General features: G+C 69.7%; 24 protein-coding genes. 9 read left to right on the top strand and 15 right to left on the bottom strand.

The genetic code is table 11. The features are described from left to right. Positions 1–510 precede the first annotated feature (510 nt). Entirely contained in the window at positions 511–1,737 is a 1,227-nt protein-coding gene (locus tag P2Q00_RS47810; RefSeq protein ID WP_275781219.1) for an aminotransferase-like domain-containing protein, read from the top strand. Positions 1,738–1,952: 215 nt separating this feature from the next. Here the strand turns inward: P2Q00_RS47810 and P2Q00_RS47805 are convergent, their stop codons facing one another. The 3 genes from P2Q00_RS47805 to P2Q00_RS47795 form a co-directional block, all read right to left on the bottom strand. Beyond that, on the bottom strand, positions 1,953–2,723 hold the full coding sequence (locus P2Q00_RS47805) for a DUF4253 domain-containing protein (protein WP_275781217.1): 771 nt from the start codon (positions 2,721–2,723) through the stop codon (positions 1,953–1,955). A 104-nt stretch (positions 2,724–2,827) separates the two neighbouring features. Continuing rightward, positions 2,828–3,358 carry a hypothetical protein gene (locus P2Q00_RS47800; RefSeq protein ID WP_275781216.1) on the bottom strand — a complete coding sequence of 177 codons (531 nt, stop codon included), beginning with the start codon at positions 3,356–3,358 and terminating at the stop codon, positions 2,828–2,830. Beyond that, the gene (locus P2Q00_RS47795) at positions 3,346–4,035 is read right to left on the bottom strand and encodes a hypothetical protein (RefSeq protein ID WP_275781215.1); all 690 of its coding nucleotides are present in this window, start codon (positions 4,033–4,035) and stop codon (positions 3,346–3,348) included. Before P2Q00_RS47795 ends, P2Q00_RS47800 begins: the two co-directional genes overlap by 13 nt. Before the next feature lie 252 nt (positions 4,036–4,287). Here P2Q00_RS47795 and P2Q00_RS47790 point away from each other — a divergent pair, with 252 nt between their 5' ends. Both P2Q00_RS47790 and P2Q00_RS47785 read left to right on the top strand, forming a co-directional pair. Next, positions 4,288–5,277: a helix-turn-helix domain-containing protein gene (locus P2Q00_RS47790; RefSeq protein WP_275781214.1), complete on the top strand. Its 990-nt coding sequence runs from the start codon at positions 4,288–4,290 to the stop codon at positions 5,275–5,277. A gap of 206 nt (positions 5,278–5,483) precedes the next feature. Beyond that, positions 5,484–5,894, top strand: coding sequence for an ATP-binding protein (locus P2Q00_RS47785; protein ID WP_275781213.1), 411 nt, complete (start codon positions 5,484–5,486; stop codon positions 5,892–5,894). A gap of 136 nt (positions 5,895–6,030) precedes the next feature. On the opposite strand, the gene P2Q00_RS47780 is transcribed toward P2Q00_RS47785, so the two are convergent. Both P2Q00_RS47780 and P2Q00_RS47775 read right to left on the bottom strand, forming a co-directional pair. Then, positions 6,031–6,909 carry a helix-turn-helix domain-containing protein gene (locus P2Q00_RS47780; protein WP_275781212.1) on the bottom strand — a complete coding sequence of 293 codons (879 nt, stop codon included), beginning with the start codon at positions 6,907–6,909 and terminating at the stop codon, positions 6,031–6,033. Then, positions 6,906–7,721, bottom strand: a complete 816-nt coding sequence (locus P2Q00_RS47775) for a peptidoglycan-binding protein (protein ID WP_275781210.1) — start codon at positions 7,719–7,721, stop codon at positions 6,906–6,908. Before P2Q00_RS47775 ends, P2Q00_RS47780 begins: the two co-directional genes overlap by 4 nt. 297 nt (positions 7,722–8,018) lie before the next feature. Between P2Q00_RS47775 and P2Q00_RS47770 the strand changes: the two genes are divergently transcribed. Beyond that, positions 8,019–8,483, top strand: coding sequence for a peptidoglycan-binding domain-containing protein (locus tag P2Q00_RS47770; protein WP_275781209.1), 465 nt, complete (start codon positions 8,019–8,021; stop codon positions 8,481–8,483). 96 nt (positions 8,484–8,579) lie between these two features. Here P2Q00_RS47770 and argS read toward each other — a convergent pair whose 3' ends face one another. Then, positions 8,580–10,340, bottom strand: coding sequence for an arginine--tRNA ligase (gene argS / locus P2Q00_RS47765; protein WP_275781207.1), 1,761 nt, complete (start codon positions 10,338–10,340; stop codon positions 8,580–8,582). A gap of 147 nt (positions 10,341–10,487) precedes the next feature. Here argS and lysS point away from each other — a divergent pair, with 147 nt between their 5' ends. Beyond that, the gene (lysS, locus tag P2Q00_RS47760; RefSeq protein WP_275781206.1) at positions 10,488–12,233 is read left to right on the top strand and encodes a lysine--tRNA ligase; all 1,746 of its coding nucleotides are present in this window, start codon (positions 10,488–10,490) and stop codon (positions 12,231–12,233) included. A 59-nt stretch (positions 12,234–12,292) separates the two neighbouring features. Here the strand turns inward: lysS and P2Q00_RS47755 are convergent, their stop codons facing one another. The 3 genes from P2Q00_RS47755 to P2Q00_RS47745 form a co-directional block, all read right to left on the bottom strand. Continuing rightward, a complete protein-coding gene (locus P2Q00_RS47755) occupies positions 12,293–13,540 on the bottom strand; it encodes a DUF2637 domain-containing protein (protein ID WP_275781205.1) in 1,248 nt (415 codons plus the stop codon). Between the two features lie 167 nt (positions 13,541–13,707). Further along, a complete protein-coding gene (locus tag P2Q00_RS47750) occupies positions 13,708–14,619 on the bottom strand; it encodes a DUF3558 family protein (protein ID WP_275781204.1) in 912 nt (303 codons plus the stop codon). Between the two features lie 135 nt (positions 14,620–14,754). Next, on the bottom strand, positions 14,755–15,618 hold the full coding sequence (locus tag P2Q00_RS47745; protein WP_275781203.1) for a DUF3558 domain-containing protein: 864 nt from the start codon (positions 15,616–15,618) through the stop codon (positions 14,755–14,757). Positions 15,619–15,823: 205 nt separating this feature from the next. On the opposite strand from P2Q00_RS47745, the gene P2Q00_RS47740 reads away from it, so the two are divergent. Continuing rightward, positions 15,824–17,017: an RtcB family protein gene (locus P2Q00_RS47740; RefSeq protein WP_275781246.1), complete on the top strand. Its 1,194-nt coding sequence runs from the start codon at positions 15,824–15,826 to the stop codon at positions 17,015–17,017. Positions 17,018–17,054: 37 nt separating this feature from the next. On the opposite strand, the gene P2Q00_RS47735 is transcribed toward P2Q00_RS47740, so the two are convergent. The 4 genes from P2Q00_RS47735 to P2Q00_RS47720 all read right to left on the bottom strand — a co-directional run bounded on the left by P2Q00_RS47735 (position 17,055) and on the right by P2Q00_RS47720 (position 19,667). Then, positions 17,055–18,317, bottom strand: a complete 1,263-nt coding sequence (locus P2Q00_RS47735) for a tyrosine-protein phosphatase (RefSeq protein WP_275781202.1) — start codon at positions 18,315–18,317, stop codon at positions 17,055–17,057. Positions 18,318–18,334: 17 nt separating this feature from the next. Continuing rightward, on the bottom strand, positions 18,335–18,487 hold the full coding sequence (locus P2Q00_RS47730) for a hypothetical protein (protein ID WP_275781201.1): 153 nt from the start codon (positions 18,485–18,487) through the stop codon (positions 18,335–18,337). Then, on the bottom strand, positions 18,487–19,263 hold the full coding sequence (locus tag P2Q00_RS47725; RefSeq protein WP_275781200.1) for an SDR family NAD(P)-dependent oxidoreductase: 777 nt from the start codon (positions 19,261–19,263) through the stop codon (positions 18,487–18,489). The genes P2Q00_RS47730 and P2Q00_RS47725 overlap by 1 nt, the downstream gene beginning before the upstream one ends. Positions 19,264–19,328: 65 nt before the next feature. Continuing rightward, entirely contained in the window at positions 19,329–19,667 is a 339-nt protein-coding gene (locus P2Q00_RS47720) for a YnfA family protein (protein WP_275781199.1), read from the bottom strand. A 172-nt stretch (positions 19,668–19,839) separates the two neighbouring features. On the opposite strand from P2Q00_RS47720, the gene P2Q00_RS47715 reads away from it, so the two are divergent. Together P2Q00_RS47715 and P2Q00_RS47710 are read left to right on the top strand one after the other, a co-directional pair. Next, positions 19,840–20,310 (top strand): hypothetical protein, encoded by a 471-nt coding sequence (locus tag P2Q00_RS47715; protein ID WP_338059422.1) that lies wholly within the window; start codon positions 19,840–19,842, stop codon positions 20,308–20,310. A gap of 55 nt (positions 20,311–20,365) precedes the next feature. Next, positions 20,366–20,839, top strand: a complete 474-nt coding sequence (locus tag P2Q00_RS47710; RefSeq protein WP_275781198.1) for a MarR family winged helix-turn-helix transcriptional regulator — start codon at positions 20,366–20,368, stop codon at positions 20,837–20,839. A 180-nt stretch (positions 20,840–21,019) separates the two neighbouring features. Here P2Q00_RS47710 and P2Q00_RS47705 read toward each other — a convergent pair whose 3' ends face one another. Further along, on the bottom strand, positions 21,020–21,430 hold the full coding sequence (locus tag P2Q00_RS47705) for a winged helix-turn-helix transcriptional regulator (protein WP_275781197.1): 411 nt from the start codon (positions 21,428–21,430) through the stop codon (positions 21,020–21,022). 131 nt (positions 21,431–21,561) lie between these two features. Here P2Q00_RS47705 and P2Q00_RS47700 point away from each other — a divergent pair, with 131 nt between their 5' ends. Next, complete coding sequence (locus P2Q00_RS47700) at positions 21,562–22,452, top strand: NADP-dependent oxidoreductase (RefSeq protein ID WP_275781196.1); 891 nt, start codon at positions 21,562–21,564, stop codon at positions 22,450–22,452. Here the strand turns inward: P2Q00_RS47700 and P2Q00_RS47695 are convergent. Beyond that, entirely contained in the window at positions 22,449–23,858 is a 1,410-nt protein-coding gene (locus P2Q00_RS47695) for an MFS transporter (RefSeq protein WP_275781195.1), read from the bottom strand. The genes P2Q00_RS47700 and P2Q00_RS47695 overlap by 4 nt on opposite strands. Position 23,859 lies beyond the last annotated feature (1 nt).

Genomic DNA, 23,859 nt, shown 5'->3' with positions numbered 1-23,859 from the left:
TCCGGCAGGGGCGTGCAGGGCGTGGGTCCTTGCCGGGCCCTCGTCCCGGAGGCCCTCCCCGTTTCTGCAGCCCGTCAGTGCGAACGCGGCGAGTACCAGGGCGGTGGCGGCGAGGAGGCGGGTGCGACAGGCTCGGGCGGGCATGAGGGTACGTGCCTTCCGTGGGCGGTGGGCTGGGGGATCCCAGCCTGAGTGTTGATCGCCTCCACGCGCCACAGTCTGCGGGCGATTCGGGACGCTGGGGCGGTGGGATGGCCTCTGACCTGCAGGGATGTCATGTCCCAGGGGCTCGATCCGGGACGCGCCGAGGGCCGTCGTGGGCCTGGGACCTGTGAGATCACGGTGCGGGCGACGGCAAGTTCCGCCGGAAGTCACTGCCCCAGGGGAGAGTTGAAGGCTGAGGAGCTGAGGAGCGGTATGTCCGTATCGTGGAAACCTGCTTGTAGGCAGCACGTACATCCTTAGGCTGCGGTCACGAGTCGCCGTCACCGCAGCCGAAGGAGCCGTGCCATGACCGTCGCACCCGCCTTTGCCCCCGTCCCGTCGCTGGCCGTGCGGGCCCGGTCGATCGGCGGTTCGCCGGTACGGGACATCCTTGCCGTCACCGCCCGCCCCGAGGTGATCAACTTCGCGGGCGGGCTGCCGGCGCCGGAGCTGTTCGACGCGGAGGGGGTTGCTCACGCCTTCCGGGCGGTGCTCGCTCAGGAGTCCGCGCAGGCCCTGCAGTACTCCACGACGGAGGGCGAGCCGGCGCTGCGGGCCGCGCTCGCCGCGCGCACCTCGGCTCGCGGCCTGGCCACGGACCCCGACGACCTTCTCGTCACCACAGGCTCGCAGCAGGCGCTGTCCCTGCTGGCGACGGCTTTGCTGGAGCCCGGGGACGTCGTCCTCGTCGAAAGTCCCTGTTATCTGGCGGCACTTCAGGTCTTCGCCTTCGCGGGCGCGCGGGTGGTGGCCGTGCCCGGGGACGGCGACGGCGTCGATCCCGTGGCCCTGGAGGAGTTGGTGGTGCGGGAGCGGCCCAAGCTGCTGTACACCGTGCCGACGTTCCAGAACCCGACCGGCCGCACCATGCCGGCCGACCGCCGGGCGGCCGTGGCGGCGGTGGCCGCGCGCCGGGGGCTGTGGATAGTCGAGGACGATCCGTACGGCGAACTCCGCTTCGAGGGCGAGCGGGTGCCCTGGATCGCTTCCCACGAGGAGGCGGCGGACCGGACCGTGCTGCTCGGCTCCTTCTCCAAGGTCATGGCGCCGGGTCTGCGGCTGGGCTGGCTGCGGGCGCCCCGGGAACTGCTGCGTGCCTGTGTCGTCGCCAAGCAGGCCGCCGACCTGCACACCCCGACCGTCAACCAGCTGGCGGCGGCACGGTACTTGGCGGACCGTGACCTGGACGCGCATGTGGCGCGGGTCGCGGGCGTGTACCGCGAGCGCCGGGACGCCATGCTCGCCGGGCTGCCCGAGGCGCTGCCCGAGGGCTCGGCCTGGACCCGGCCCGAGGGTGGCATGTTCCTCTGGGCCCGCCTCCCGGAGTCGTACGACACCACCGCGCTGCTGCCGCAGGTGGTGCGGCACGACGTGGCGTACGTCCCCGGGGCGCCCTTCTACGCCGGTGACCCCGACCGCTCGACCCTGCGGCTGTGCTTTGTGACGCAGACGCCGGAGGAGATCGGGGAGGGGCTCAGGAGGCTGGGGGAGGGGTTGCGGGGCGACGGCCTTTCCTTTGGATCGTGCCCGTAACGCAGGCCTGGGTGTGACGTTATCGAGAACGCCAGAAACTTCACATTTCGTACATGGAGGTCTCAGATGGTCCTTGCTGCTCTGCTCTTCGGTCTGGGTGTCGCCCTTCACCACCTTCTCGGCGTCTGAAGAGAGCCCCTACGCCGCGGTCGAGACCGGTGAGCCCACCACCGGACCGGCCGCGGCGTTTGCGTGCGGTGGCCTGCGGCGGGCCGTCAGTCCCACCAGAAGTGCCAGGCCGGCTGGTTGAGGAGTTGGTGTTCGGCGTATGCGGCCAGGGTGGTGTCCGCGCCCTGCAGGATGTTGTCAGGGCAGAACGCGAAGTGCTCGGCGGCGACGGCCTTCGCCTCGGCGAGGGTGGTGGGCGGGGCGGCGACGGACAGCAGCAGCTCGGCATAGCCGAGGGCGATCACACGTATGCCGAAGCGGTCCTCCCAGGAGCGGAGTACTGCCGACAGACGGGCGGTGTCGTTCTCGTGGTTCGCCGGGCCGAACCAACCGATCGCCGTGAGGATGTCGGCGCTACGGCGGGCCGGGACCAGGGCGAGGTGCGGGGCCCTGAGCGGGCGGCCTGCGGCGAGGAGGGGGTCCACCGCGTCGGCGGCGGTGGCGTCGGGGTCGGCGGTGTCGTGCGGGGCCTCGGCCAGGCCGGGCCACTCTTCGTCCTCCGCCGCGTACGACTCCCAGAACTCGGCCAGTACTTCCTCGGCGTCGTGGTCCCCGGGGTACGACATGGCCCCGGGCGCCAACTCCCACTTCTCGGGGCCGCCGAGGCCGCCGCCCACGTCCACGACGAGCGGTAGCAGGCCGACCGCCCGTGCCGCGCGTTGCAGCGCGGACCAGGCGCCGGGCGCGGCCTGCTCGTCCGCGAGCCACAACAGCGGTTCGTGCCAGGGCCCTTCGTCGGTCTCGTCGATCAGTCGGCCGGGCGGGAGGTCGAGGCCGAGGGACGCGAGATTCGGCAGGGGGTTGGGAAGAGTCGCCATGTCACCGACTGTAGGGGCAGCCACTGACAATGCCCCCGGGGCCGGTTGGGGCTGGGGTGAGTGCGGGGCCCCGCCTCTTTCTCCCCTTCCTTCTTCCCTTCCTTTCACTGCCCCACGGACAGCGACCAGCGCACCCCCGAGCTCGCGGTGACCCTCACCGTGGCGTCCTTGCGGGCCTTCTTGAGGGCGATCTGGTTGTACGTGCTGCTCACCTCGCCGGCCACGCACTCCAGCGGAAAGCTCAGTCCGACGGGCGTCAGCTCGACCGTCAAGGTGCCCTTGCCCTCGCAGTTCACGGCGATCGAGACGGGGCCCGACCGCACCCCGCCGTCGAGCGGCAGCTCGCGGTTGCCGCGTACGGAGGCGACGGAGACGATCGCCTTGCCGTCGACGATCTGCGGAGCCTTCGTCACCGTCTCGCCGTCGATGTGCTCGGCGCGCTGAGGGGGCGTCGTCGCGGAATTCGGGGATCCGGTGGACGGGGATGCCGTCTTCTTGCCGCCGGCGTCTCCGCCGGCCGTGCACCCGCCGGCGTCTCCGCCGGCCGTGCACCCGGCGACGGCCAGCGCCGTCACCAGGCATGCGGCCGTCAGGGCGCCGATCCGCGCCCGACGGTGGGCGGTCAGTTCTCCCACAGGTACCAACCCACCTTCAGGGGCGTGTAGCTGGTGACCGTCTTCTGCGGAGACGACTCACAGTTGCTGTAGATGCGGTAGCTGATGCCGGTGTTCTTCAGCCGGTAGACGCCGTACTTCGCGTTGGTCGTGGTCTTCGGCGGGGTGTCCACGCTGATGGTGTTGCCGAGCTTCGCCGTGAGCGAGGCCGAGAGATGGACGTCGTACTTCTGCTCGATCTTGCCGATCAGCGCGTTGATGCTGATGGTGAGACCGGCGGAGACGCTGACGCCGACGCTGCCGGTCACTTCGGAGGTGAACGTGGACTTCGCGGTGCGGGAGGTGTTGTTGTAGTTGGAGTTCGTCGGCCCGACGCCCTGGTGGTACTGCTTCCCCTTGGTCTTCGGCAGGTAGACGTTGGCCTGGTCGCACTGCTCCACGGCGGGCGCGTTGCCGGCGCTCGGCGGTTTCGTGTCGTCCTTCGGCACGACCCCGACCTGGTCCGCGGGTACGTCCGTGACGGCCTCCTCCGGCTGGGCAGGAGGGGTGGTGTTGACGACGCTGCCGTCGCTCGCTGTCGCCGGGCCGTCGGCAAAGGCGACGTAGGGCGTGGCGGTGGCCAGCATGGCGACGGCGGCGGCGACCGTCGCGGTGCGCGCGGTCGTGCGGCGGGCAGTGCCGCGTGACTTCCTGAGCATGTGGTGCAGTCCCCGGTTTTCTGTTGGTTCCCCTGTTTCAAGGTCGTCCGGCAGCGGGCGGATGGTGAGGCCGCGGCTCTCCGGGAGCGCCGACATTAGGCGAGGGCAAGTCGCCGCGGACGCCTGCGAGCTGGCACTTTGTGGCCATGGCCTGGGCATGCCATGTGGAATCACTCACTCCGTTTATTCCGGATGTCCGGTACGGTCGATTCTCTTGACCTGACCAGTCAGCCATCAGCAGGGGGACCAGCCATGCTGGAAGCCGTCGGCTTCGACAGAGCCACCCATGACGTGTACCGCGCGATGCTGCTCCACCCGTCCTGGACCTTCGAGGACATCACCCGGCACACGAGCCTGACCTCCGACCAGGTGCGCGCGGCGCTGGACCGCCTGACCGAGCTGTCCCTGCTGCACGAGGCCACGGACCACAGGTTCGTCCCGGTGAGCCCCGAGGTGGGGCTGTCCCCCCGGCTCCAGCGCCTGGAGGCGGAACTGGACGAGCAGCGCGCGCGACTCTCCCGCGACCGTGCGGCCCTGGCCGCCCTCACCTCCGAGTACGCAGCCCGGGCCGCACTGATCGGCGACGGCGGTGTCGAGCGCCTGACCGGCGACGAGGCCGTACGCGCCCGCGTCACGGAACTGGTGAACAACGCCAGGACCGAGGTCTGCGCCCTCGCCCCCGCAGCCGCCGCGGCGAGTGACGAGTGGCTGGACGAGCGGCAGTCCGTCGCCCTCTCTCTCCTGAGGCGCGGGGTCCGCACGCGCACGGTCCACCTCGACAGCGTGCGCAACAACGCCACGGCCGTGGACCGTGCGGCGTGGCTCGCCTCCCTGGGCGGCGAAGCCCGCACCATGCCGACGCTCCCCATGCACCTCACCCTGTGCGACCGTTCGGCGGCCGTCATGCCGGTCGACCCCGACGACCAGGCACACGGAGTCCTGCTGATCCGCCACCCCAGCCTGGTGCGAGCCCTCGAGGAGCTCTTCCTCATGGTCTGGGAAAGGGCATCTCCCCTGGGCGGCGCCTCGGTGACGGTCACACCGCCGGACGGTCTCCCCGCCGAACGGGACCTGACCCTGCTCAGACTCCTTGAAGCGGGCCTCACGGACGAGGGCATCAGCCGCAAGATGGGCGTCTCGTTGCGTACGGTCCGTCGCAACATGTCCGACCTGTTCAAGCGGCTCGGTGCGCAGAGCCGATTCCAGGCGGGGGCGGAGGCGGTCCGCCGGGGTTGGCTCTAGTCAATTCCGGAGCCAATTCCAAGACAAGGCTGCCGACTTGGCCCGCGGCGGGCGTCCCCTAGGGTCGACGCCATGCACGCAGTCAAGATCGCCCTGCTGTCGCCCACGGCCATCACGCCGAGCGCAACCCGTACATCAGCCGTACAAAATCCTCGTCCGGGATCACACACTGATCAACGGTAGTAACTCTGCGCGACCTTTGCCCCATGAACGCCGAAATCCAACTCCCCCACCAGCTCGACCAGTTCTTCCCCCGCCACCGCCGCTCGGTGCCCGCCGCCAGGCAACTCGCCGCCTGGGCGCTGCCCTTCTGGGGCCTCGCCGACTGGCCCCGTATCGACGACGTCTCACTGTGCGTAAGTGAGCTCGCCACCAACGCCCTTGTGCACGGCGTTCCGCCCGGCCGGGGTTTCCTGCTCCGCGTCCGCTGCGACGGCGACGTACTCCGTGTCGAGGTGCACGACAGCGGGGACGGCACCCCCCGTATCGCTGACGACGCCGACGAGGGCGGGCGTGGGCTGCTGCTCGTCGCCGCGCTCAGTGACAAGTGGGGCGTCGAGGAGCGGGATCCGGGCAAGGTCGTCTGGTGTGAGTTCGTGTTGCAGCTACGGTGTTGAACAGTTGCGACAGCTAGGGGGATCGCATGGCCGACGAGCCGCTTCTCGCCCGGTTGCACTTCGGGCGTGAGGACGCCGAGCGGGATGTGACGGAGGGGCTGCTGTTACGCGGCGGGTTTCTGCCCAACGATGGCCGTCACCGCGAAACGGAGCTGAAGCACTCCTCCTCGGGTTCCTTCCCGCCTTTCCCCTTGTCCTCCGCCGCCGGCCGGAAGCAGGTGCGGACGACGGTTCCGGAACGGGTCACCGTCATGGGTGTGTAGACGAAGTTGTCCGCGTCGACCTCGTTCTCGACCACGGCGCCGCGGACCCGGCCGGCCGCCTTCAGTTCGAGCCGGTCGCCGATGCGCGTGCCCCACATCCGCGCCCAACTCGTCCCGCACTCCCTGCTGTAGCGCAGCTCCAGCCAGGCTCCGCCGGCCGTGTGATGCGTGGCGAGGGTGTCCGGTGAGGCGGCGCAGTGCATGTCCATCGGGCTCTTGCCCTCGCAGGACAAAGCCCGGCAGTACGGTCCCGCGGCGGACGGAGGTGCGGACGTGGCCGCGGCGGCCGGCCGGGGTTCGCCGTGCTGGCGCGGCAGCAGGAGCAGCGCGACCGCCACGCCCCCCACGGCCACGGCGCACACCGACGCCAGCACCGCCACGGCCGCCACACCCCGGAGACCGCCACCGCCACGTACCGCTTCCGTCGGAGCCGCAAGCTCGGCCGCCGGCGGATCCGGAGGCGCTGCCTGAGCCACAGCCGGGGACGGCACCGGCGTATCCGCCTCCGTCGCCCGTCCGCTCCACTCCGACTCCGCGATCTCCCACAGCGCCAGACACCGGCCGTCGGCCTCGCCGGCCAGCCGGCACAGCTCCTGTACCGCCGGGCGCGGAGGCAGCGTCTTGCCGTTGAGGTAGCGCTCCCAGGACGACTTGCTGAACGCCGTCTTCGCCGCGAGGGCCGCCAGGCTCAGACCGGTGCGGGCTCTCAACTCCCGTAGCGCGGCGGCCAGTCGCGCCTGCTCCGGTGTCATCCCCGCAGGGCCTTCCAGGTGCGCGGCCCGACGAGGCCGTCCACTTCGAGCCCCGCCCGCTGCTGGATGCGCTTGACCGCGCCCTGCGTCAACGGGCCGAACATTCCGTCGATACCGCCCGGCGAGATCCCCGCCCGGCGCAGCAGACACTGCACCTCGGCCACCTCCGGCCCGGCGTCGCCGTACCCCACAGTGGCGTCCCGTGTGCGGCTGTTGCCCGCGTACCAGCGGCCGTCGGCCTGCTTGAGGTGGCAGGTGTACGTCGGCGCCGACACCCCAGCCGTCACGGTGACCGTGGTCGTCGTCTCCTCCGTCGCCGCGCCGCCGCCGTGGTCCATGAGCCGCACGGTCACCAGCACCGCCGACGAGACGGCCAGCGCCAGGGCCACCGCCCCCGCCAACAGCGCGATGCGCAACGACCGCGCGCTTCCGACCCTGCCCGGGCCCGCCGACAGGATCTCCGGCTCCGTTACGGCCCCTACGGACACGGGGGCATCCCCTTCGGCAACGGCCGTATCCGCTACGGCAGTTCCGGACTCCCGCGGATTCCCCCACGCCTCCGTGGCGACTTCGTGCAGTGCGAGCAGCCGGGTCGGGTCGTCGCCACCGATCCGCGCCAACGCCTCCACGGCCTCCCGCGGCGGCAGCGAACGGCCGCCCAGATACCGCTCCCAGGACTTCGGGCTGTACCCCGTCCTCGCCGCCAGCTGACGCACGCTCAGCCCGCTGTGGTCCTTCAGCCGGCGTAAGCGCACCAGTAACTGCCGTACACGCGGATCCAGTTCTGCAGGCAGCGCTTTCCAACGCGACATGGTCCCCCCATGCGTACATGAACAGCGGCCGTGGTCAGTGGCCCCTGTACCCCGTGCCGCATTCTGCACCAGCATCCACAGGACCGCACCGGAACATGTGCGCAGCACCCATGCGGAATCGGCCACCACCCGCCGAGACAGCCGTCCCTCCACGCCGTCGCCTCGGGCCATGTTCCCGCAGGTCAGCGGGTGGGACGTCCCGCCCGGACGTCACTTCAGGGGCAACCGTGGCGGCCCCCGTCGCCCGCCCCGCACTCTCGTCCCGGCACCACAACCCACGACCCGAGAGGGACACGAATGCGATCGAACGCCTTGGCCAGGACCCTGGTCAGCGCCGCCGCCGTGGTCGGACTCGCCGCCGGCGGACTGGCCACCGCGGGCACCAGCTTCGCCGCGCCGGCGTCGGCCACGAGCGCCCGGACCGTCACCATCAAGGCGACGAACAACCTCGGCCTGAACACCACCGAGGGCAAGAGCGTCCAGTGCTACGTCCGCGACGCCTCACCCGTCGGGAAGTTCGACCCCGGCACGATCGACGGCCAGCTCGGCACCAAGAGCTGGAAGGCCTGGCAGGCCTTCCTCAACGACCGTGGCTTCAACGCCGGAACCGTGGACGGCGACGTCGGCCCCAACACCATCCGCGGCCTCCAGCGCTTCCTCGTCCACATCGGCTACGACACCGGCGGCATCGACGGCGACGCAGGAACCAAGACCAGGGCCGCCTGGAAGGCGTTCGCCAACCTCGGCGGAGGCTGGTGCTGACCACACCGCCCACCGATCGGTACGCCCCGCCCGTTCAATCCGGGCGGGGCGTACCCGCATCCGCGCCCATCCTCGGCGTCGGCCGCGGTGTGGCTCTCAGAGCCGCTCGGGCGTCCTGATGCCCAGCAGCGCCATGCCCTGGTGCAGGGTGCGGGCCGTCACGTCGCACAGGAACAGACGGTTCTCCACCTGCGCGGGCGTCTCGGCCTTCAGCACCGGGCACTTGTCGTAGAACGACGTGTACAGCGACGCCAGTTGGTACAGGTACGCGGCCAGCTTGTGCGGTGCGTACTCCGCGGCCGACTCGAAGACCGTGTCGCCGAACGCGTCCAGGTGCAGGCCCAACGCGCGCTCCGCCGGGGCGAGTTCGAGCTCCGGGTGGGCGACCGGCTTCGTCTCGCCGGCCTTGCGCAGGATCGACTGGATACGGGCGTACGCGTACTGCAGGTACACGCTGGTGTCGCCGTTCAGCGACACCATCTGGTCCAGGTCGAACTTGTAGTCACGGTTCGGCGAGGTCGACAGGTCCGCGTACTTCACGGCGCCGATGCCGACCTGCGCGGCCCGCTCCTGGATCTCGTCCTCGGTGAGGTCCTGCGCCTTCTCCCGGACCACCTCGGCTGCCCGCTGCACCGCCTCGTCCAGCAGATCCTCCAGCCGTACGGTCTCGCCCTCACGCGTCTTGAACGGCTTGCCGTCCGCGCCCAGCACCGTGCCGTAGCCCATGTTGTGCGCGGTGACGCCGTCCTTCAGCCAGCCTGCCCGCCGGGCCGTCTCGAAGACCATCTTGAAGTGCAGCGACTGGCGTACGTCCACCACGTACAGCAGTGTCGTCGCGTGCAGGTCGAGGACACGGTTGCGGATCGCGGTGAGGTCGGAGGCGGCGTAGCCGAAGCCGCCGTCGGCCTTCTGCACGATCAGCGGGACCGGCTGGTCGTCCTTGCCGCGGATCTCGTCGAAGAAGACGACCAGCGCGCCCTCGGAGCGGACCGCGACGCCCATCTCCTCCAGGAGGCGGGCGGTCTCGGGCATGCCCTCGTTGTACGCGGACTCGCCGACGATCTCCTCGTCGCGGATCTCCATGTCCAGCTTCTCGAAGACCGAGTAGAAGTAGACCTTCGACTCGTCCACGAACTGCTGCCACAGTTCGAGGGTCTCCTTGTCGCCGGACTGCAGGGCGACCACCCGCTTGCGGGCGCGCTCCTTGAACTCCTCGTCCGCGTCGAAGACCGCACGCGACGCCTTGTAGACCCGGTTCAGGTTCGACATGGCCTGCTCGCCGTCGACGTCATCGGCCGGGGCCAGCTCGCCGGGGTGCTCGAACAGGTACTGGATGAGCATGCCGAACTGGGTGCCCCAGTCGCCGATGTGGTGCCGGCCGATCGTCTGCTCGCCGGTGAAGTCGAGCATGCCGCGCAGCGCGTCGCCGATGACCGCCGAGCGCAGATGGCCGACGTGCATCTCCTTCGCCACGTTCGGCTGGGCGTAGTCGACGACCGTGATGCCCGCGTTCTCCTTCAGCGGCACACCGAGCCGGTCGCCGTCCGCGGCGCGCGCCGCGAGGGTCTCGGTGATCGCCCGGTCCGAGATCGTGATGTTCAGGAAGCCGGGCCCGGAGACCTCGACGTCCTGGATCAGCCCTTCACCCGTGACGATCTGCGAGACGACCTGCGTCGCCAGCTCCCGCGGGTTGGCCTTCGCCTTCTTCGCCAGCGCCAGGATCCCGTTGGCCTGGAAGTCGGCCCGGTCGCTACGTCGCAGCAGCGGGTCCGCTCCGGCGGCCTCCGGCAGGGTGGCCGAGAGCGCGGACGCGAGGTGCTGCTGGACGGAGTCGCTGAGGGACTTGACCGAGGCCATAGGAAAGGGTGCCGTTCTCCTCGTGGGGATGGATATACCCAGCCAGTATCCCATGGGGGGTAAAGCCGTTTTCCCGGGCGCGAGGTGGTCTGGGAGAATGGGGCGTCAGCCGATTGACCGTACTGGCTGCCCCGGAGAAAGAAGGACGTGCCGATCGTGGCTCAGAGCACCGAGACCGCCGACTGGGTCTCCCGTTTCGCGGATGACGTCATCGAGGAGTCGGAGCGTCGGGCCCCCGGCAAACCGGTCGTCGTCGCGTCCGGCCTGTCGCCCTCCGGCCCGATCCACCTGGGCAACCTCCGCGAGGTCATGACCCCGCATCTCGTCGCCGACGAGATCCGCCGCCGCGGGTACCAGGTCCGCCACCTCATCTCCTGGGACGACTACGACCGCTACCGCAAGGTGCCGGCCGGCATCGCCGGGATCGACGAGACCTGGGCCGAGCACATCGGCAAGCCGCTGACGTCCGTGCCCGCCCCGAAGGGGTCCACGCACCCCAACTGGGCCGAGCACTTCAAGGCCGCCATGGTCGAGTCGCTCGCCGAGCTGGGCGTGGAGTTCGACGGGATCAGCCAGACCGCGCAGTACACCTCCGGCGTCTACCGCGAGCAGATCCTGCACGCCGTCGCACACCGCGCCGACATCGACGCGATCCTCGACCAGTACCGCACCAAGAAGGCCCCGGCCAAGCAGAAGCAGCAGCAGAAGCCCGTCGACGAGGCCGAGCTGGAGGCCGAGGAGGGCTCCGGCGCGGCGAGCGAGGACGACGGCAGCAGCGGCTCCGCCGGCTACTTCCCGTACAAGCCCTACTGCGGCAACTGCGAGAAGGACCTCACCACGGTCACCTCGTACGACGACGAGACGACCGAGCTGACCTACGCCTGCACCGCCTGCGGCTTCTCCGAGACCGTCCGGCTCAACGAGTTCAACCGCGGCAAGCTGGTCTGGAAGGTCGACTGGCCCATGCGCTGGGCCTACGAGGGCGTCATCTTCGAGCCGAGCGGTGTGGACCACTCGTCCCCCGGCTCCTCCTTCCAGGTCGGCGGCCAGATCGTCGGGATCTTCGGCGGCAAGCAGCCGATCGGCCCGATGTACGCCTTCGTGGGCATCAGCGGCATGGCCAAGATGTCGTCCTCGCGGGGCGGGGTCCCCACCCCCGGCGACGCCCTGAAGATCATGGAGCCGCAGCTCCTGCGCTGGCTCTACGCCCGGCGCCGGCCCAACCAGTCCTTCAAGATCGCCTTCGACCAGGAGATCCAGCGCCTCTACGACGAGTGGGACAAGCTCGACGGCAAGGTCACCGACTCCTCCGCCCTCCCGGCGGACGTCGCGGCCCACTCGCGTGCGGTGCGCACGGCCGGCGGCGAACTGCCGACGACCCCGCGCCCGCTGCCGTACCGGACGCTCGCCTCGGTCGCCGACATCACCGCCGGGCACGAGGACCAGGCACTGCGGATCCTCAGCGAACTCGACCCCGCCGACCCGATCGGCTCCCTCGACGAGGCACGCCCCCGCTACAACAAGGCCGAAGCCTGGATCAACACGCACGTCCCCGCCGACCAGCGGACCATCGTGCGCGACGAACCCGACGCCGAGCTCCTCAAGTCCCTCGACGAGGCCTCCCAGCAGTCGCTGCGACTGCTGCTCGACGGCCTCGCCGACAACTGGTCGCTCGACGGGCTGACACACCTCGTCTACGGCGTGCCCAAGGTGCAGGCCGGGTTCCCCGCCGACGCCACCCCCAAGGAACTGCCCGCGGAGATCAAGACCGCCCAGCGGACCTTCTTCGCGCTGCTCTACCACCTGCTGGTCGGCCGCGACACCGGCCCGCGACTGCCCACGCTGCTGCTGGCGGTCGGGCAGGAGCGGGTGCGGGCCCTGCTCGGGGAGTGAAGCAGTGAGGAAAGCGCCCGGTGCCGCATGGCACCGGGCGCTTTCTCATGCGGGTCCTCTCAGGCGATGTGCTCTTCCGCCAGCTCCGCGTTGAGGCGGTTGGAGAAGCGGTTCACCATCCGCTTGGACTCGGACTCGTCGAGCGAGACGCCGTAAGTCGCCTCGACGTCGGCGATGAACCCGCGCGGGGTCGGCGCTCCGTTCCCAGTCTTTATCGACTCCCGGAAGACCTGGTAGTAGTCGTCCTCGGTCGGCTCCGGAGGCCCGCCGCCCTCGCCGAGTTCACGGGTGCGGCCCGGGCTGACCGGAATGGGGAAGCTGCCGGTCTCCTCCCCGGAGGGCTGCTCCGGGAACTGCTCCTGCGGGTACTGCTCCTGCTGGAACTGCTCGGCCTGCTGCTGCTCCGCGTACCACTGGGCGTACCGCTCCGGGTCGTACGCGGGGTCGTAATCGCCGTGATACTCGACCTGCTGCGGGACGTTGAACCACGGGCTCTGGTCCGGCTCCGGCTGCTCGTACCGCTCCTCGGCAGGCGCCCCCGCCTGATGCGGGACCGGCGCCACCTCCACCGCACGCGGCGCGGGGGCCTGCACCCGCGCCGGCGGCAGCAGCGCCGGCTCGATGCCGGCCGCCGCCAACCCCTCCGGAGCCGTCTGCGCCAGCGGAACTCCGTACCGAGCCAGCCTGAGCGGCATCAGGGACTCCACCGGAGCCTTGCGCCGCCACGCCCGCCCGAAGCGCGAACGCAGCCGCGCCTGGTAGACCAGCCGCTCCTGCTCCAGCTTGATGACCTGCTCGTAGGAACGCAGCTCCCACAGCTTCATCCGGCGCCACAGCAGAAACGTCGGTATCGGAGAGAGCATCCACCGCGTCAGACGGACACCCTCCATGTGCTTGTCCGCCGTGATGTCGGCGATACGGCCGATCGCATGCCGGGCCGCCTCCACGGCGACCACGAACAGGATCGGGATCACCGCGTGCATACCGACACCCAGCGGGTCCGGCCAGGCCGCCGCACCGTTGAAGGCGATCGTCGCCGCCGTCAGCAGCCACGCCGTCTGCCGCAGCAGCGGGAACGGAATACGGATCCAGGTGAGGAGAAGATCCAGGGCCAGCAGGACACAGATACCCGCGTCGATGCCTATCGGGAAGACATACGAGAAGTTCCCGAAACCCTTCTTGATGGCCAACTCACGGACCGCCGCATACGAACCGGCGAAGCCGATGCCGGCGATGATCACCGCGCCGGTCACGACCACGCCGATGAGAATCCGGTGCATCCGAGTCAGCTGCAGTGGCGCGGCCACCCGTACTCCCCTCCCATTGCGTGCTGTTGCGCGCAACAGAGTGGCACATGTGTGCGCCGGACTTGGTAACGGAACGGGTGGAACCCGGTCCCCACAGGGGGCCGGGCTCCATCAAAAAGCGGTGCTGAGCTGCGAGTTGGCGTCCAGACGGGGTCCAGATGTGACAGTCAGCTCTTCTTCGACGCTGAGGAGGACGGAGAGGCCGAAGCCGACTTCGAGGGCTCGGAGGACTTCGAAGGAGACGCGGACGCCGACTTCGACGCCGACTTGGACGGCGAGGGCTTCGCCGTGCCCGAACCACTGCCCGTGCCCGCGCCGCCGGCGCCGTTCGCCGCCGACACCGAGGCCACCGCCTCCTTGGCCGCCGCCTCCGCGACCTTCACCAAGTCATCCGCGCTCGGGGTCTTCTCACCGGCCAGACCCGCACCGTTGTAGTCGAGCGTGATCACCACGTTCTCGACGCGCGTCACAACCGTCTGCTGCTTGAAGGAACCCTCCTTCTTCTTCAGGTCGTAACGCACCAGCGTCGCCTCGGCGCCCGTCCCCGCAACCGGCTGCGACTTCAGGTTCTTCGCACCCTGAACCGCCTGGGCGTCCTTGACCTGCTTCTCGTAGTACGCATGCGCCAACTTGTCGCCCTCGCCACGCGTGGCGTCCGACTCGAAGCGCAGCAACGACACATTGAGCCAGCGGAACTGCGAGCCCTTCACACCGTTGTTGTCCAGACTGCTCCAGGAGCAGCTCGCCCGCGTCGCCGCGTCGCCCGACTTGCCCTGCTTGCCGGACTTGGCACCCTTCGGAACCAGCGAGGCCAGCGTCTTCTTCGACAACACCCCACACGAATCCGGCAACTTCTTGTACGCCGCTGCCTGCACCGTCGGCGCCGTGCTCGCGGTCGCCGCCGCCGTCTCACCGGCACTCGCGCCCTTGCTCCCCCCGTCACCGGAGCCGGAGTCCGAGGAGCAGCCGGCGGCGAACACCATCACGGGCACTGCGACCGCGCACACAAGCAGCCGGCCTGGCCGCTTCGCTCGCTTCTCTCGCTGGCTGCGCTGGTCTCGCTCTGCTGGTCGCTGCATGGTTCCTTCACTCATGACGCTGTGGTTCCTGCGGTCGGCGGATCGGGTCCGAGGGGCCACGGTACGCGGTGAGGAAACTGTGCGCTTCCGGTTCTTCTGCTTCACGCGCTGGCGAACGGGACGGGCGAACAGCCCCTAACCGCCCAGCGTGTCCGCCAGCTGCGCAGCCAGATTCCGGGCCCTGTCCTGCATTTCCTTGCTGTCCGGGACCGTGCCGACGGTGGCCGGCTGCTCCTCGTACTCGATGGTCACAATGACGTTGGACGTGCGGAACACCACAGTCACCGTGCGCTGCCGGGCCGTCGAAGCGGAGCCGCTCAGAGCGTCGTCCAGAAAGGCGTCGTCGCCGAGGTCGTCGAGGGTACGGGGCTGGAGACTGGACGGGGTGGCGGACGGAGAGGCGGAGGCGGAACCGGAACCGGAAGGTGAGACCGAGGACGAGGCTGAAGCCGAGGCCGATGAACTGGGATCGGCGCTCCCGGCGTCACTGGAACCAGAACCGGAACCGGAACCGGAAGCCGAGGGGGATCCGCTGTCGGAACTCGTCGGCTCGGGCAGGTCGGCCGCCGTCTCCTTCGCCGCGAACAGCTCCTGCGCCTGGGTGTCGTCGCTCACCGAGTTGTCGTAGGAGACAACCCGCTCGAAATCGACAAGGAGATGATCGGTCGCCTTCGTCGAATCGACCTTCCAGCGGCAACCGGCCTTCCGGTCATTGTCATACGCAAGCGTGGCCTCGCCCTCGTACGCCTTCTCCCGCTGGTCCGCGTCGGCGATCTGCTTGATGCCCGGCAGCAACGAGTCGAGCGTGTCCTGGCTCACCGCACTGCACGGCCCCGGAAGCGTCCGGTACTTGCCCGGCTGCGCCACGACGCTCGCCGTACCGGCATCACCCGGGTTCGCGTCGTCCGTCGAGCTGCCGCCGCTCGAACCACCGGTGCAGCCTGCCAGCAGCCCCGCGAGGAGCGCGGCGACGCCGGATACGTACGCCTTCCGCTGCACGGTCGGGCTCCTCTCGACGGTGGCTCTGTGGCCGTTGCTTCAGTGTCCCCGCTGGTTAATCGCTTGCCGCACGGGGGCGTCCCCTGGAGACAATGTGTATCGCACGCACTGCCGTGGACGCCGGTCCGATGTCCTTTTTCGTCGACCTTGGCGCCGGTTTTGCGATTTAAGACTTCTGTCAGGTTTTCGGGGGAATGAGGAACGTATGTCGTACGTAGAGATGCCGGGCGCGAAGGTCCCGATCCGCATGTGGACCGACCCGACGACGGTCGAGGACGTGGCCCTGCAGCAGCTCCGCAATGTCGCGACACTGCCGTGGATCAAGGGCCTCGCGGTCATGCCGGACGTGCACTACGGGAAGGGCGCGACGGTCGGGTCCGTCATTGCCATGCAGGGGGCTGTGTGCCCTGCGGCGGTCGGGGTCGATATCGGGTGCGGGATGTCGGCGGTGAAGACGTCTCTTACGGCGAATGATCTGCCGGGGGATCTTTCTCGGCTGCGGTCGAAGATTGAGCAGGCTATTCCGGTGGGGCGGGGGATGCATGACTCGCCTGTGGATCCGGGGCGGTTCCATGGACTCGCCACGGCTGGGTGGGATGAGTTCTGGGGGCGGTTCGACGGGGTTGCGGATGCGGTGAAGTTCCGGAAGGAGCGGGCCGTCAAGCAGATGGGGACACTCGGAGCCGGCAACCACTTCTGCGAGGTTTGCGTAGATATATCCGGTTCGGTGTGGCTCATGCTTCACTCCGGATCGAGGAATATCGGTAAGGAACTCGCGGAGTTCCATATCGGTGTGGCTCAGAAGCTTCCGCACAACCAGGGCCTTATCGACCGAGATCTCGCCGTGTTCGTCGCGGACACTCCGCAGATGGCGGCGTACCGCAACGACCTGTTCTGGGCGCAGGAATACGCGAAGCACAACCGCACGATCATGATGGCGCTCCTCAAGGACGTGATCCGCAAGGAGTTCCGGAAGGCGAAGCCGACCTTCGAGCCGGAGATTTCCTGCCACCACAACTATGTGAGCGAGGAACGCTACGAGGGCATGGATCTGCTCGTGACGCGCAAGGGCGCGATCCGGGCCGGCTCCGGCGAGTACGGGATCATCCCCGGCTCCATGGGTACGGGTTCGTACATCGTGAAGGGTCTCGGCAACGAGAAGGCCTTCAACTCGGCGTCCCACGGCGCCGGTCGGCGCATGAGCCGCAACGCGGCGAAGCGGCGCTTCTCGACGAAGGACCTGGAGGAGCAGACGCGAGGTGTGGAGTGCCGTAAGGACTCCGGCGTCGTGGACGAGATCCCGGGCGCGTACAAGCCGATCGAGCAGGTCATCGATCAGCAGCGGGACCTGGTGGAGGTCGTGGCGAAGCTGAAGCAGGTCGTTTGCGTGAAGGGTTGACGTATGAGGCCCCCGGCGGCAACCGGGGGCCTCACTGTTACGGGAGGCGTTTCTCCAGCAGTGTCACCGCGTACGGGCTGCCCAACCCGCCGTCCTTTGCCGTCTGTTCGCCTACGACCGTGTAGCCCGACGACTCGTAGTACGCGCGGAGGCGCGGGTTGGAGGACAGGCAGTCCAGGCGGGCGTACGGGCGGCCTGTGGCGGTGATGCGGGATTCCGCCTGCGCCAGCATCTCGCGGCCCGTTCCCGGCGGGGCCGTGTGCGGTGTTGTCATCAGGCGGTGGATGTAGCCCGCGTCCGCGGGGCGGGTGCCCCAGGCCGCCGGGTCGTCCCACCAGAGTTCCCAGGCGCCGGCCAGGTGGGGGCCCGCGTGGGTCAGCCAGACTTCGCCCTGCTCCATGCGTGCGCGGAAGTGGGTCTCGTCCTTCTCGCCCGGCTTCCATTGGTCGATTCCTCGGGCCAGTTGCCAGAGGGCGGCCGTGTCGCGGAGGCGGACCAATGTGCTTGCGTCCGACGGGGTTGCCTTGCGGTACGTCAGGGGTGGGTGCGTGGTGGGGCGGGGTTCGAGGAGGTGGGTGCGGAGGGTGGAGCGGAGGGACTTTGCGTCCAGGGACAGGGCCTCGTTGACGTAGGTCTCGATTCCGCCGTAGCGCGCCTTGAGAGCGGACAGGAACAGGCGCATCGCCGACTCCGGGGCCCGGCCGAAGCCCAGCCAGGTCGGGGCGCGGCCCTCTCGAGCCTTCCAGGCTGCCAGGAGGGCCGGTGCTGCCAGTTCCGTGAGGCTGTAGTCCTCGATGATCGTCTCGTCCGGGATCTCCAGCAAACCCAGGATCAGGGCTGCCAGTTGGCCTGTGCGGTCCTTGCCCGACGCACAGTGGAAGACGAGGGGGGCGGATGACTCCGCTGCCTCCGTCACCAGCTCCAGCGCCTTGCGGATCTCCTTGACGCCGTCCTCCGCCACCTCCATGTAGCGCTCCGCCAGGTACGGGCCGGGGTCGATGTCGGGGGCCAACGCCGCCTGGTTGTACGGGCGGTGCTCGATGCTGAGGTTGTAGTAGGTGAAGGACGGGTCGGACGGGATACGGCCGCGGGCATCGATCTCCCACGGGTGGCGGAGGTCGATCACCGTGCCGATACCCAGGGACAGGAAGTGGGACCAGTCCGCCGTACCGGTGCGCAGCTTGCCCAGCGAGTCCGCGCGGTACAGGCGGCCGGGGCGGATGCAGTGACCGTCGGGGGTCGGGTAGCCGCCCAGGTCACGGAAGTTGTGCAGCACGTCGAAAGGTATGTGTCTGTCCACGTGCGGTGACTCTACGTCTACTTCGCGTGCAGGACGGCGTAGATCATTACGAAGGCGACGATGTGGATGCCGAAGAGGAAGTACGCCAGGTAGTACCAGACGTAGCGTTCGCGTTTCTTCTCCAGTTTCAGGCGCTGCTGCTCGGCCTCCCGTGCGGCGTCGTCCGTCATCACAGCTCCCTGTGGACCTTCGTGTTCGACGCCTGGGCGCGCGGGCGGAGGACCAGGAGGTCGACGTTGACGTGGTGGGGGCGGGTGACCGCCCAGGTGATCGTGTCCGCCACGTCGTCGGCGGTGAGGGGTTCGGCCACGCCTTCGTAGACCTTTGTGGCCTTTTCCTCGTCGCCGCCGAAGCGGGTGAGGGCGAACTCGTCGGTCTTGACCATGCCGGGGGCGATCTCGATGACGCGGACCGGCCGGCCGACGATCTCCAGGCGGAGCGTTTCGGCGAGGACGTGGGCGCCGTGCTTGGCGGCGACGTAGCCCGCGCCGCCCTCGTAGGTGCCGTGTCCGGCGGTGGAGGAGATGACGACGACTGTTCCGTCGCCGCTTGCGATCAGCTTGGGGAGCAGGGCCTGGGTGATGTTCAGGGTGCCGAGGACGTTCGTCTCGTACATGGTGCGCCAGTCGGCCGGGTCGCCGGTTGCGACCGGGTCGGCGCCGAGTGCGCCGCCCGCATTGTTGACGAGGACGCCGATCGTCTTGAAGGCCGTGGCGAACTCGTCCACCGCGGTGCGGTCGGTGACGTCGAGCTGGTACGCCGTCGCCTGGTGGCCGGTCGCGGTGATTTCCTCCGCCAGTGCCTCGATGCGGTCCTTGCGGCGGGCGGTGAGGACGACGCGGTAGCCGGCGGCGGCGAGTTGCCGGGCCGTGGCGGCGCCGATTCCGCTGCTCGCACCGGTGACGACGGCGATGCGGGAGGCGGCGGACGGTGCGGCGGTGGCCATGGGGTGCTCCGTAAGGTGTCAGGCGGCCCGGGACGGTGCTGCGTGCACGTGCCAGGGTATCGAGGTCAGCTGCCGTTCCGCGGGGCCCACATGATCACGGCCATCCCCGCGAGACAGATCAGTGCGCCCGTCACGTCCCAGCGGTCCGGGCGGAAGCCGTCCGCGATCATGCCCCACAGGATCGAGCCGGCCACGAAGATGCCGCCGTATGCGGCGAGGATGCGGCCGAAGTGGGCGTCGGGCTGGAAGGTGGCGACGAAGCCGTAGGCGCCGAGGGCGAGGATGCCGCCGGTGATCCACAGCCAGCCGCGGTGTTCGCGCAGGCCCTGCCAGATCAGCCAGGCGCCGCCGATCTCGAAGACGGCGGCGACGACGAAGAGGGCGGCGGAGCGGGCGATGAGCATGTCCGCAGCTTGGCATGGCTGCCTTCACCGGCCTGCCTGCGGTCACCGGCAGATGTGCTGTCACCGGCCGATGTGCGGTCACAGCAGATGCGCTGTCACCTGATGGACGGCGCCTGCCCCGTGGTCCGCGTGGGATACATCCGTACGACCGGGTGGAGTGAAGGGTGGCGGTATGCGGAGGATGCGGGTTCTTGCCGTCGGGGCGGCCGCCTTGGGGGTGGTGGTGACGGCGGCTCCGCCGAGCGGTGCCGACGGGGCTCCTGTGGCCGGTCTGTCGTATCACGGGGTCGTCTCCATGACCGGTGGCCAGGTGGACCTGCGGCTCACGCCGCGCAATCACGGGCCGTCCGCGGTGCCGGAGGCGACGGTGCGGCTGAGCTGGTCGGTGGCGCCGGAGAACGGACAGCTGCTGCCGGCCGGGTGTGTGCGGTCGGGGCCGCGGGTGATGCTGTGCCGGGTGGGGGCGCTGGCCGCCGGTGCCGTGGGTGAGCAGATCGAGGTGCGGCTGCGGCTGCGGGGTGCGCCGTCCGAGGTGCTGGTGGAGATCGGCACGGAGTGGAGCGCCGGAGTGGTCGACGGCAGCCGGAAGGCCGGTCGGGAGCGGGTGCTCGTCCTCGACACAGGTGACGAGTACTACTTCTAGTGTTGCGTCGTACGATCTCTGCACGGCGCAGATGAAGACGGTAGGGGAGCGAGGCATGGCCGGGGACGTGCGTGAGCGGCTGCTCGACGAGCTGGCCGGTGTCTCGCGTCGCTACATGGCCTCGTACGCCCTCTTCAACCAGGCCGTCGCCGACCATCTGGGGCTGCATCCCACCGATCTGCAGTGTCTGAACCTGCTGACGCTGGAGGGCGGGCCGGTGACGAGTGGCCGGATCGCCGAGATGACGGGGCTGACGACCGGGTCGGCGACGCGGTTGGTGGACCGGCTGGAGAAGGCGGGTTACGTCGTACGGGAGCGGGACGCGGGCGACCGGCGGCGGGTGCTCGTGGTGACCGTGCCGGAGCGGATCGCCGAGTTCGGGCGGATGTGGGACCGGCTCGGCGGCGGCTGGTCCGCGCTCTTCGAGGAGCTGGACGACGCCGAACTCGCCGTGGTGATCGGGCATATGAGGCGCACGGTGGAGTTCAGCGCGGAGCAGGTCACGCGGCTGCGGGCCGGTGACGTCTAGGTCGTGTCCGTAAAGTCCCGTCGTCCGCCCGGAGGGCGGGCGTCGCGGCGTCTGGTGCGTGCTCTCGGCGTGCCGGGCGGAGACCTACGTACTGGATGTACTTGGGGCTTCGCCCGGTGCGGCGAGAGTGCGTGCCAGGCGTCGCGGCGCAGGCGGGACTTTGCGGACACGGCCTAGGGCCTAGATGCCGTCGTTGAGCGCGTCGTAGTGCTCGCGGGCCTCGTGGACTTCCTCGATGTGGGTCTCTGCCCAGTGCTTCACCGCGGTCAGGAGCAGGGCGAGGCTGCTGCCCAGCGGGGTGAGTTCGTAGTCGACGCGGACCGGGACCGACGGGGTGACGGTGCGGGTGAGGATGCCGTCGCGTTCCAGGGTGCGCAGCGTCTGAGTCAGCATCTTCGGGCTGACGCCGGCGATCTTGCGGGTGAGGTCGCTGTAGCGCAGGGAGCCGCCGGTGGAGAGGGCGGCGACGACCAGGCTGACCCACTTGTCGCTGAGGCGGCCGAGGAGCTGGTTGGTGGGGCAGCTCTTGATGAATGCGTCGTACTCGACGCGTGCCTGTTCGCGCCGCTGGGCCGCGGTCATGGTCGCCATGGCTTCCCTCCGGGGTACGTACGCACTCTCAGGTAACTACTTACCAATGGATAGTAGCTCTTCCTAGGGTTGCAGGCAGTCGAGGAGCCGGAAACGGCGAACAGCTTGTGATTTCAAGGGAGTTGACAGTCATGCGTGCTGCGGTGGTGAGGACCTTCGGCCGTCCGGAGGTCGTGGAGGTCGTGGAGACCGAGGTACCCGAGCCGGCCGCGCGGCAGGTGCGGATCAAGGTCGCGGCAGCCGTGCTGAACCCGGTGGACGCGGGGGTGCGGCAGGGCGTCTTCGGTGGCGGGGGCAAGCAGATCGGGCTCGGCTGGGACGTCGCCGGGACGGTGGACGCGACGGGCGTGGCCACGGCCTGGAGTGTCGGCGACGAGGTGGTGGCGTTGGACTACGGCATGGTGAAGCCGCTGGGTACGCACGCCGAGTACGTCGTGGTCGACACGGACGCGGTGGCGAAGGCGCCGGCCACGGTCGACGCCGTGCACGCGGCGACGCTGCCGCTGAACGCCCTGACCGCCGTACAGGCCCTGGATCTGCTGGAGTTGGGGGAGGGGCAGTCGCTGCTGGTCACCGGTGCCGCGGGCGCGGTCGGTGGGTTCGCCGTCCAGCTCGCCGCGCGCCGGGGGATTGCGGTGACCGCGCTGGCCAGGAAGGACGACGAGGAGTTCGTGCGGTCTCTGGGCGCCGCGTACTTCGTGGACGGTGCGGTCGGGGCGGGCAGTGTCGATGCCGTGCTGGATGCGGCGGTCCTCGGGGAGGCGGCGCTGGAGTGGGTGCGGGACGGGGGCGTCTATGTCGGAGTCATCCCGCAGGCGGCCCCGGCGGCGGTGCGCGGCGTGCGGACCGGTGCGGTCGAGGTGAGCGCCGACGGGGCGCGGCTGGCCGAGCTGGTGGCGCTGGTCGACGAGGGTGCGCTGACGCTGCGGGTGGCCGAGACGTACGCCCTTGAGGAGGCGGTGAAGGCGCACGCCCGCCTTGCGGAGGGTGGGGTGCGCGGCCGGTTGGTGCTCATTCCTTAGTGGTGCTGCTCGGCCTGCGCCTTGCGCGGCAGCAGTCGTACGAGGGGCAGGCACAGGGTGACCGTCGCGGCGACCACGGTGAGGCTTGCGAGCAGAGCGTGGGTCTCGCCGTCGTCAACTGCCTTGAAATATACGGTTGTTACGGCTGCTGCCCCGATGGCGTTGGCGAGCTGTTGCACCGCGTTGAGCGAGCCGCTTGCGCTGCCCGCCTCGTCGGGGGCGATGTCGCCGATGGTGACGTCGTAGACGGTGCCGAAGCAGGTGCCCATGCCGAGGCCGGTCAGGAGGAGGGGTGGGACGAGGGCCCAGCCGGACGAGTCGGGCAGGAGTGCCAGGCAGCCGCAGCCGGCCAGGATCAGCAGTAGTCCGGCGACGACGAGCCGTCGGCCGTGGGTGTGGATCAGCCGGTAGCAGGCGATGGATGCGACGACGATGCCCGCGGACAGCGGGATCAGGGCGAGTGCGGTGCCGGCGGGGGAGCGGCCGAGGCCTCGTTGGAGGTGGAGGGAGACGACGTAGAGGAGGCCGGCGACCGCGGCGAAGGCGAGGACGCCGAGGATCAGGCCCGAGGTGAAGCCGCGGTTGTGGAGGAGGGTCGGGCGGATCAGGGGCTCGGCGGCGGTGCGCTGGCGGTGGCAGAAGGCGGCGAACAGGGCGAGGCCGAGGAGGAGCAGGGCGAGGGGGCGGGGGCTCCAGCCGGACGCCGAGCCGTCGATGAGGCCGCCGAGCAGGCCGAGCATGGCGCCCGCGAGGAGCGCGGAGCCGGGGCCGTCGACGGAGACGGACGGGTCGCCGCAGTCGCGGGGGAGCAGCCGGGCGGCGGCGAGCAGGGCGGCGCCGCCGAGCAGCAGGTTGATCAGGAACATGGGGCGCCAGCCGAGTCCGGCGAGGTCCGCGTCGACGAGGAAACCGGCGAGGATCGGGCCGCCGACCGCGGACAGGCCCATGACGGGCCCGAACAGGCTGAACGCCTTGCCGATCTCCTCTCCCGGCCAGGTCGCGCCGAGGATGCCGAAGCCCTGCGGGATGACGAGGGCCCCGAACGCGCCCTGGACCAGCCGGGCGACGACGAGTGCGGTCGGGTTCGGGGCGAGCCCGCAGGCCAGCGAGGCGGCGACGAACCCGGCGAGTCCGGTCAGGAACAGCCGCCGGCGCCCGTACTTGTCGCCGAGCCGGCCGCCGGGGACCAGCAGTACCCCGAGCGCGAGGGCGTAGGAGGCGCCGAGCCACTGCACGAGGCTCGCGCCGCCGCCGAGGTCTCGCGTGATGGTGGGGGCGGCGATGTTGGTGATCGTCGCGTCGAGGAGGTCGAGGACGTCGGCGGCGAGGACGACGGCCAGGACGGCCCAGCGGGCGCGGGAGGGGAGGGCGGGTCTTTCTGTTGCGTTACGAAGAGTCTGCGTCACG

This window comes from Streptomyces coacervatus (assembly GCF_029223485.1).
Lineage (GTDB): Bacteria > Actinomycetota > Actinomycetes > Streptomycetales > Streptomycetaceae > Streptomyces > Streptomyces coacervatus.
Note: the sequence above shows the minus strand (reverse complement) of the source record. Positions and strands in the feature narration are given on the sequence as shown.

Excerpts from the sequence above, each read along its gene's own strand:
- P2Q00_RS47810 (WP_275781219.1), top strand. The coding sequence starts at position 511 with ATGACCGTCGCACCCGCCTTTGCCCCCGTCCCGTCGCTGGCCGTGCGG.
- P2Q00_RS47805 (WP_275781217.1), bottom strand. The coding sequence starts at position 2,723 with ATGGCGACTCTTCCCAACCCCCTGCCGAATCTCGCGTCCCTCGGCCTC.
- P2Q00_RS47795 (WP_275781215.1), bottom strand. The coding sequence starts at position 4,035 with ATGCTCAGGAAGTCACGCGGCACTGCCCGCCGCACGACCGCGCGCACC.
- P2Q00_RS47790 (WP_275781214.1), top strand. The coding sequence starts at position 4,288 with ATGCTGGAAGCCGTCGGCTTCGACAGAGCCACCCATGACGTGTACCGC.
- P2Q00_RS47785 (WP_275781213.1), top strand. The coding sequence starts at position 5,484 with ATGAACGCCGAAATCCAACTCCCCCACCAGCTCGACCAGTTCTTCCCC.
- P2Q00_RS47780 (WP_275781212.1), bottom strand. The coding sequence starts at position 6,909 with ATGACACCGGAGCAGGCGCGACTGGCCGCCGCGCTACGGGAGTTGAGA.
- P2Q00_RS47775 (WP_275781210.1), bottom strand. The coding sequence starts at position 7,721 with ATGTCGCGTTGGAAAGCGCTGCCTGCAGAACTGGATCCGCGTGTACGG.
- P2Q00_RS47770 (WP_275781209.1), top strand. The coding sequence starts at position 8,019 with ATGCGATCGAACGCCTTGGCCAGGACCCTGGTCAGCGCCGCCGCCGTG.
- argS (WP_275781207.1), bottom strand. The coding sequence starts at position 10,340 with ATGGCCTCGGTCAAGTCCCTCAGCGACTCCGTCCAGCAGCACCTCGCG.
- P2Q00_RS47750 (WP_275781204.1), bottom strand. The coding sequence starts at position 14,619 with ATGCAGCGACCAGCAGAGCGAGACCAGCGCAGCCAGCGAGAGAAGCGA.
- P2Q00_RS47740 (WP_275781246.1), top strand. The coding sequence starts at position 15,824 with ATGTCGTACGTAGAGATGCCGGGCGCGAAGGTCCCGATCCGCATGTGG.
- P2Q00_RS47730 (WP_275781201.1), bottom strand. The coding sequence starts at position 18,487 with ATGACGGACGACGCCGCACGGGAGGCCGAGCAGCAGCGCCTGAAACTG.
- P2Q00_RS47725 (WP_275781200.1), bottom strand. The coding sequence starts at position 19,263 with ATGGCCACCGCCGCACCGTCCGCCGCCTCCCGCATCGCCGTCGTCACC.
- P2Q00_RS47720 (WP_275781199.1), bottom strand. The coding sequence starts at position 19,667 with ATGCTCATCGCCCGCTCCGCCGCCCTCTTCGTCGTCGCCGCCGTCTTC.
- P2Q00_RS47715 (WP_338059422.1), top strand. The coding sequence starts at position 19,840 with ATGCGGAGGATGCGGGTTCTTGCCGTCGGGGCGGCCGCCTTGGGGGTG.
- P2Q00_RS47710 (WP_275781198.1), top strand. The coding sequence starts at position 20,366 with ATGGCCGGGGACGTGCGTGAGCGGCTGCTCGACGAGCTGGCCGGTGTC.
- P2Q00_RS47705 (WP_275781197.1), bottom strand. The coding sequence starts at position 21,430 with ATGGCGACCATGACCGCGGCCCAGCGGCGCGAACAGGCACGCGTCGAG.
- P2Q00_RS47700 (WP_275781196.1), top strand. The coding sequence starts at position 21,562 with ATGCGTGCTGCGGTGGTGAGGACCTTCGGCCGTCCGGAGGTCGTGGAG.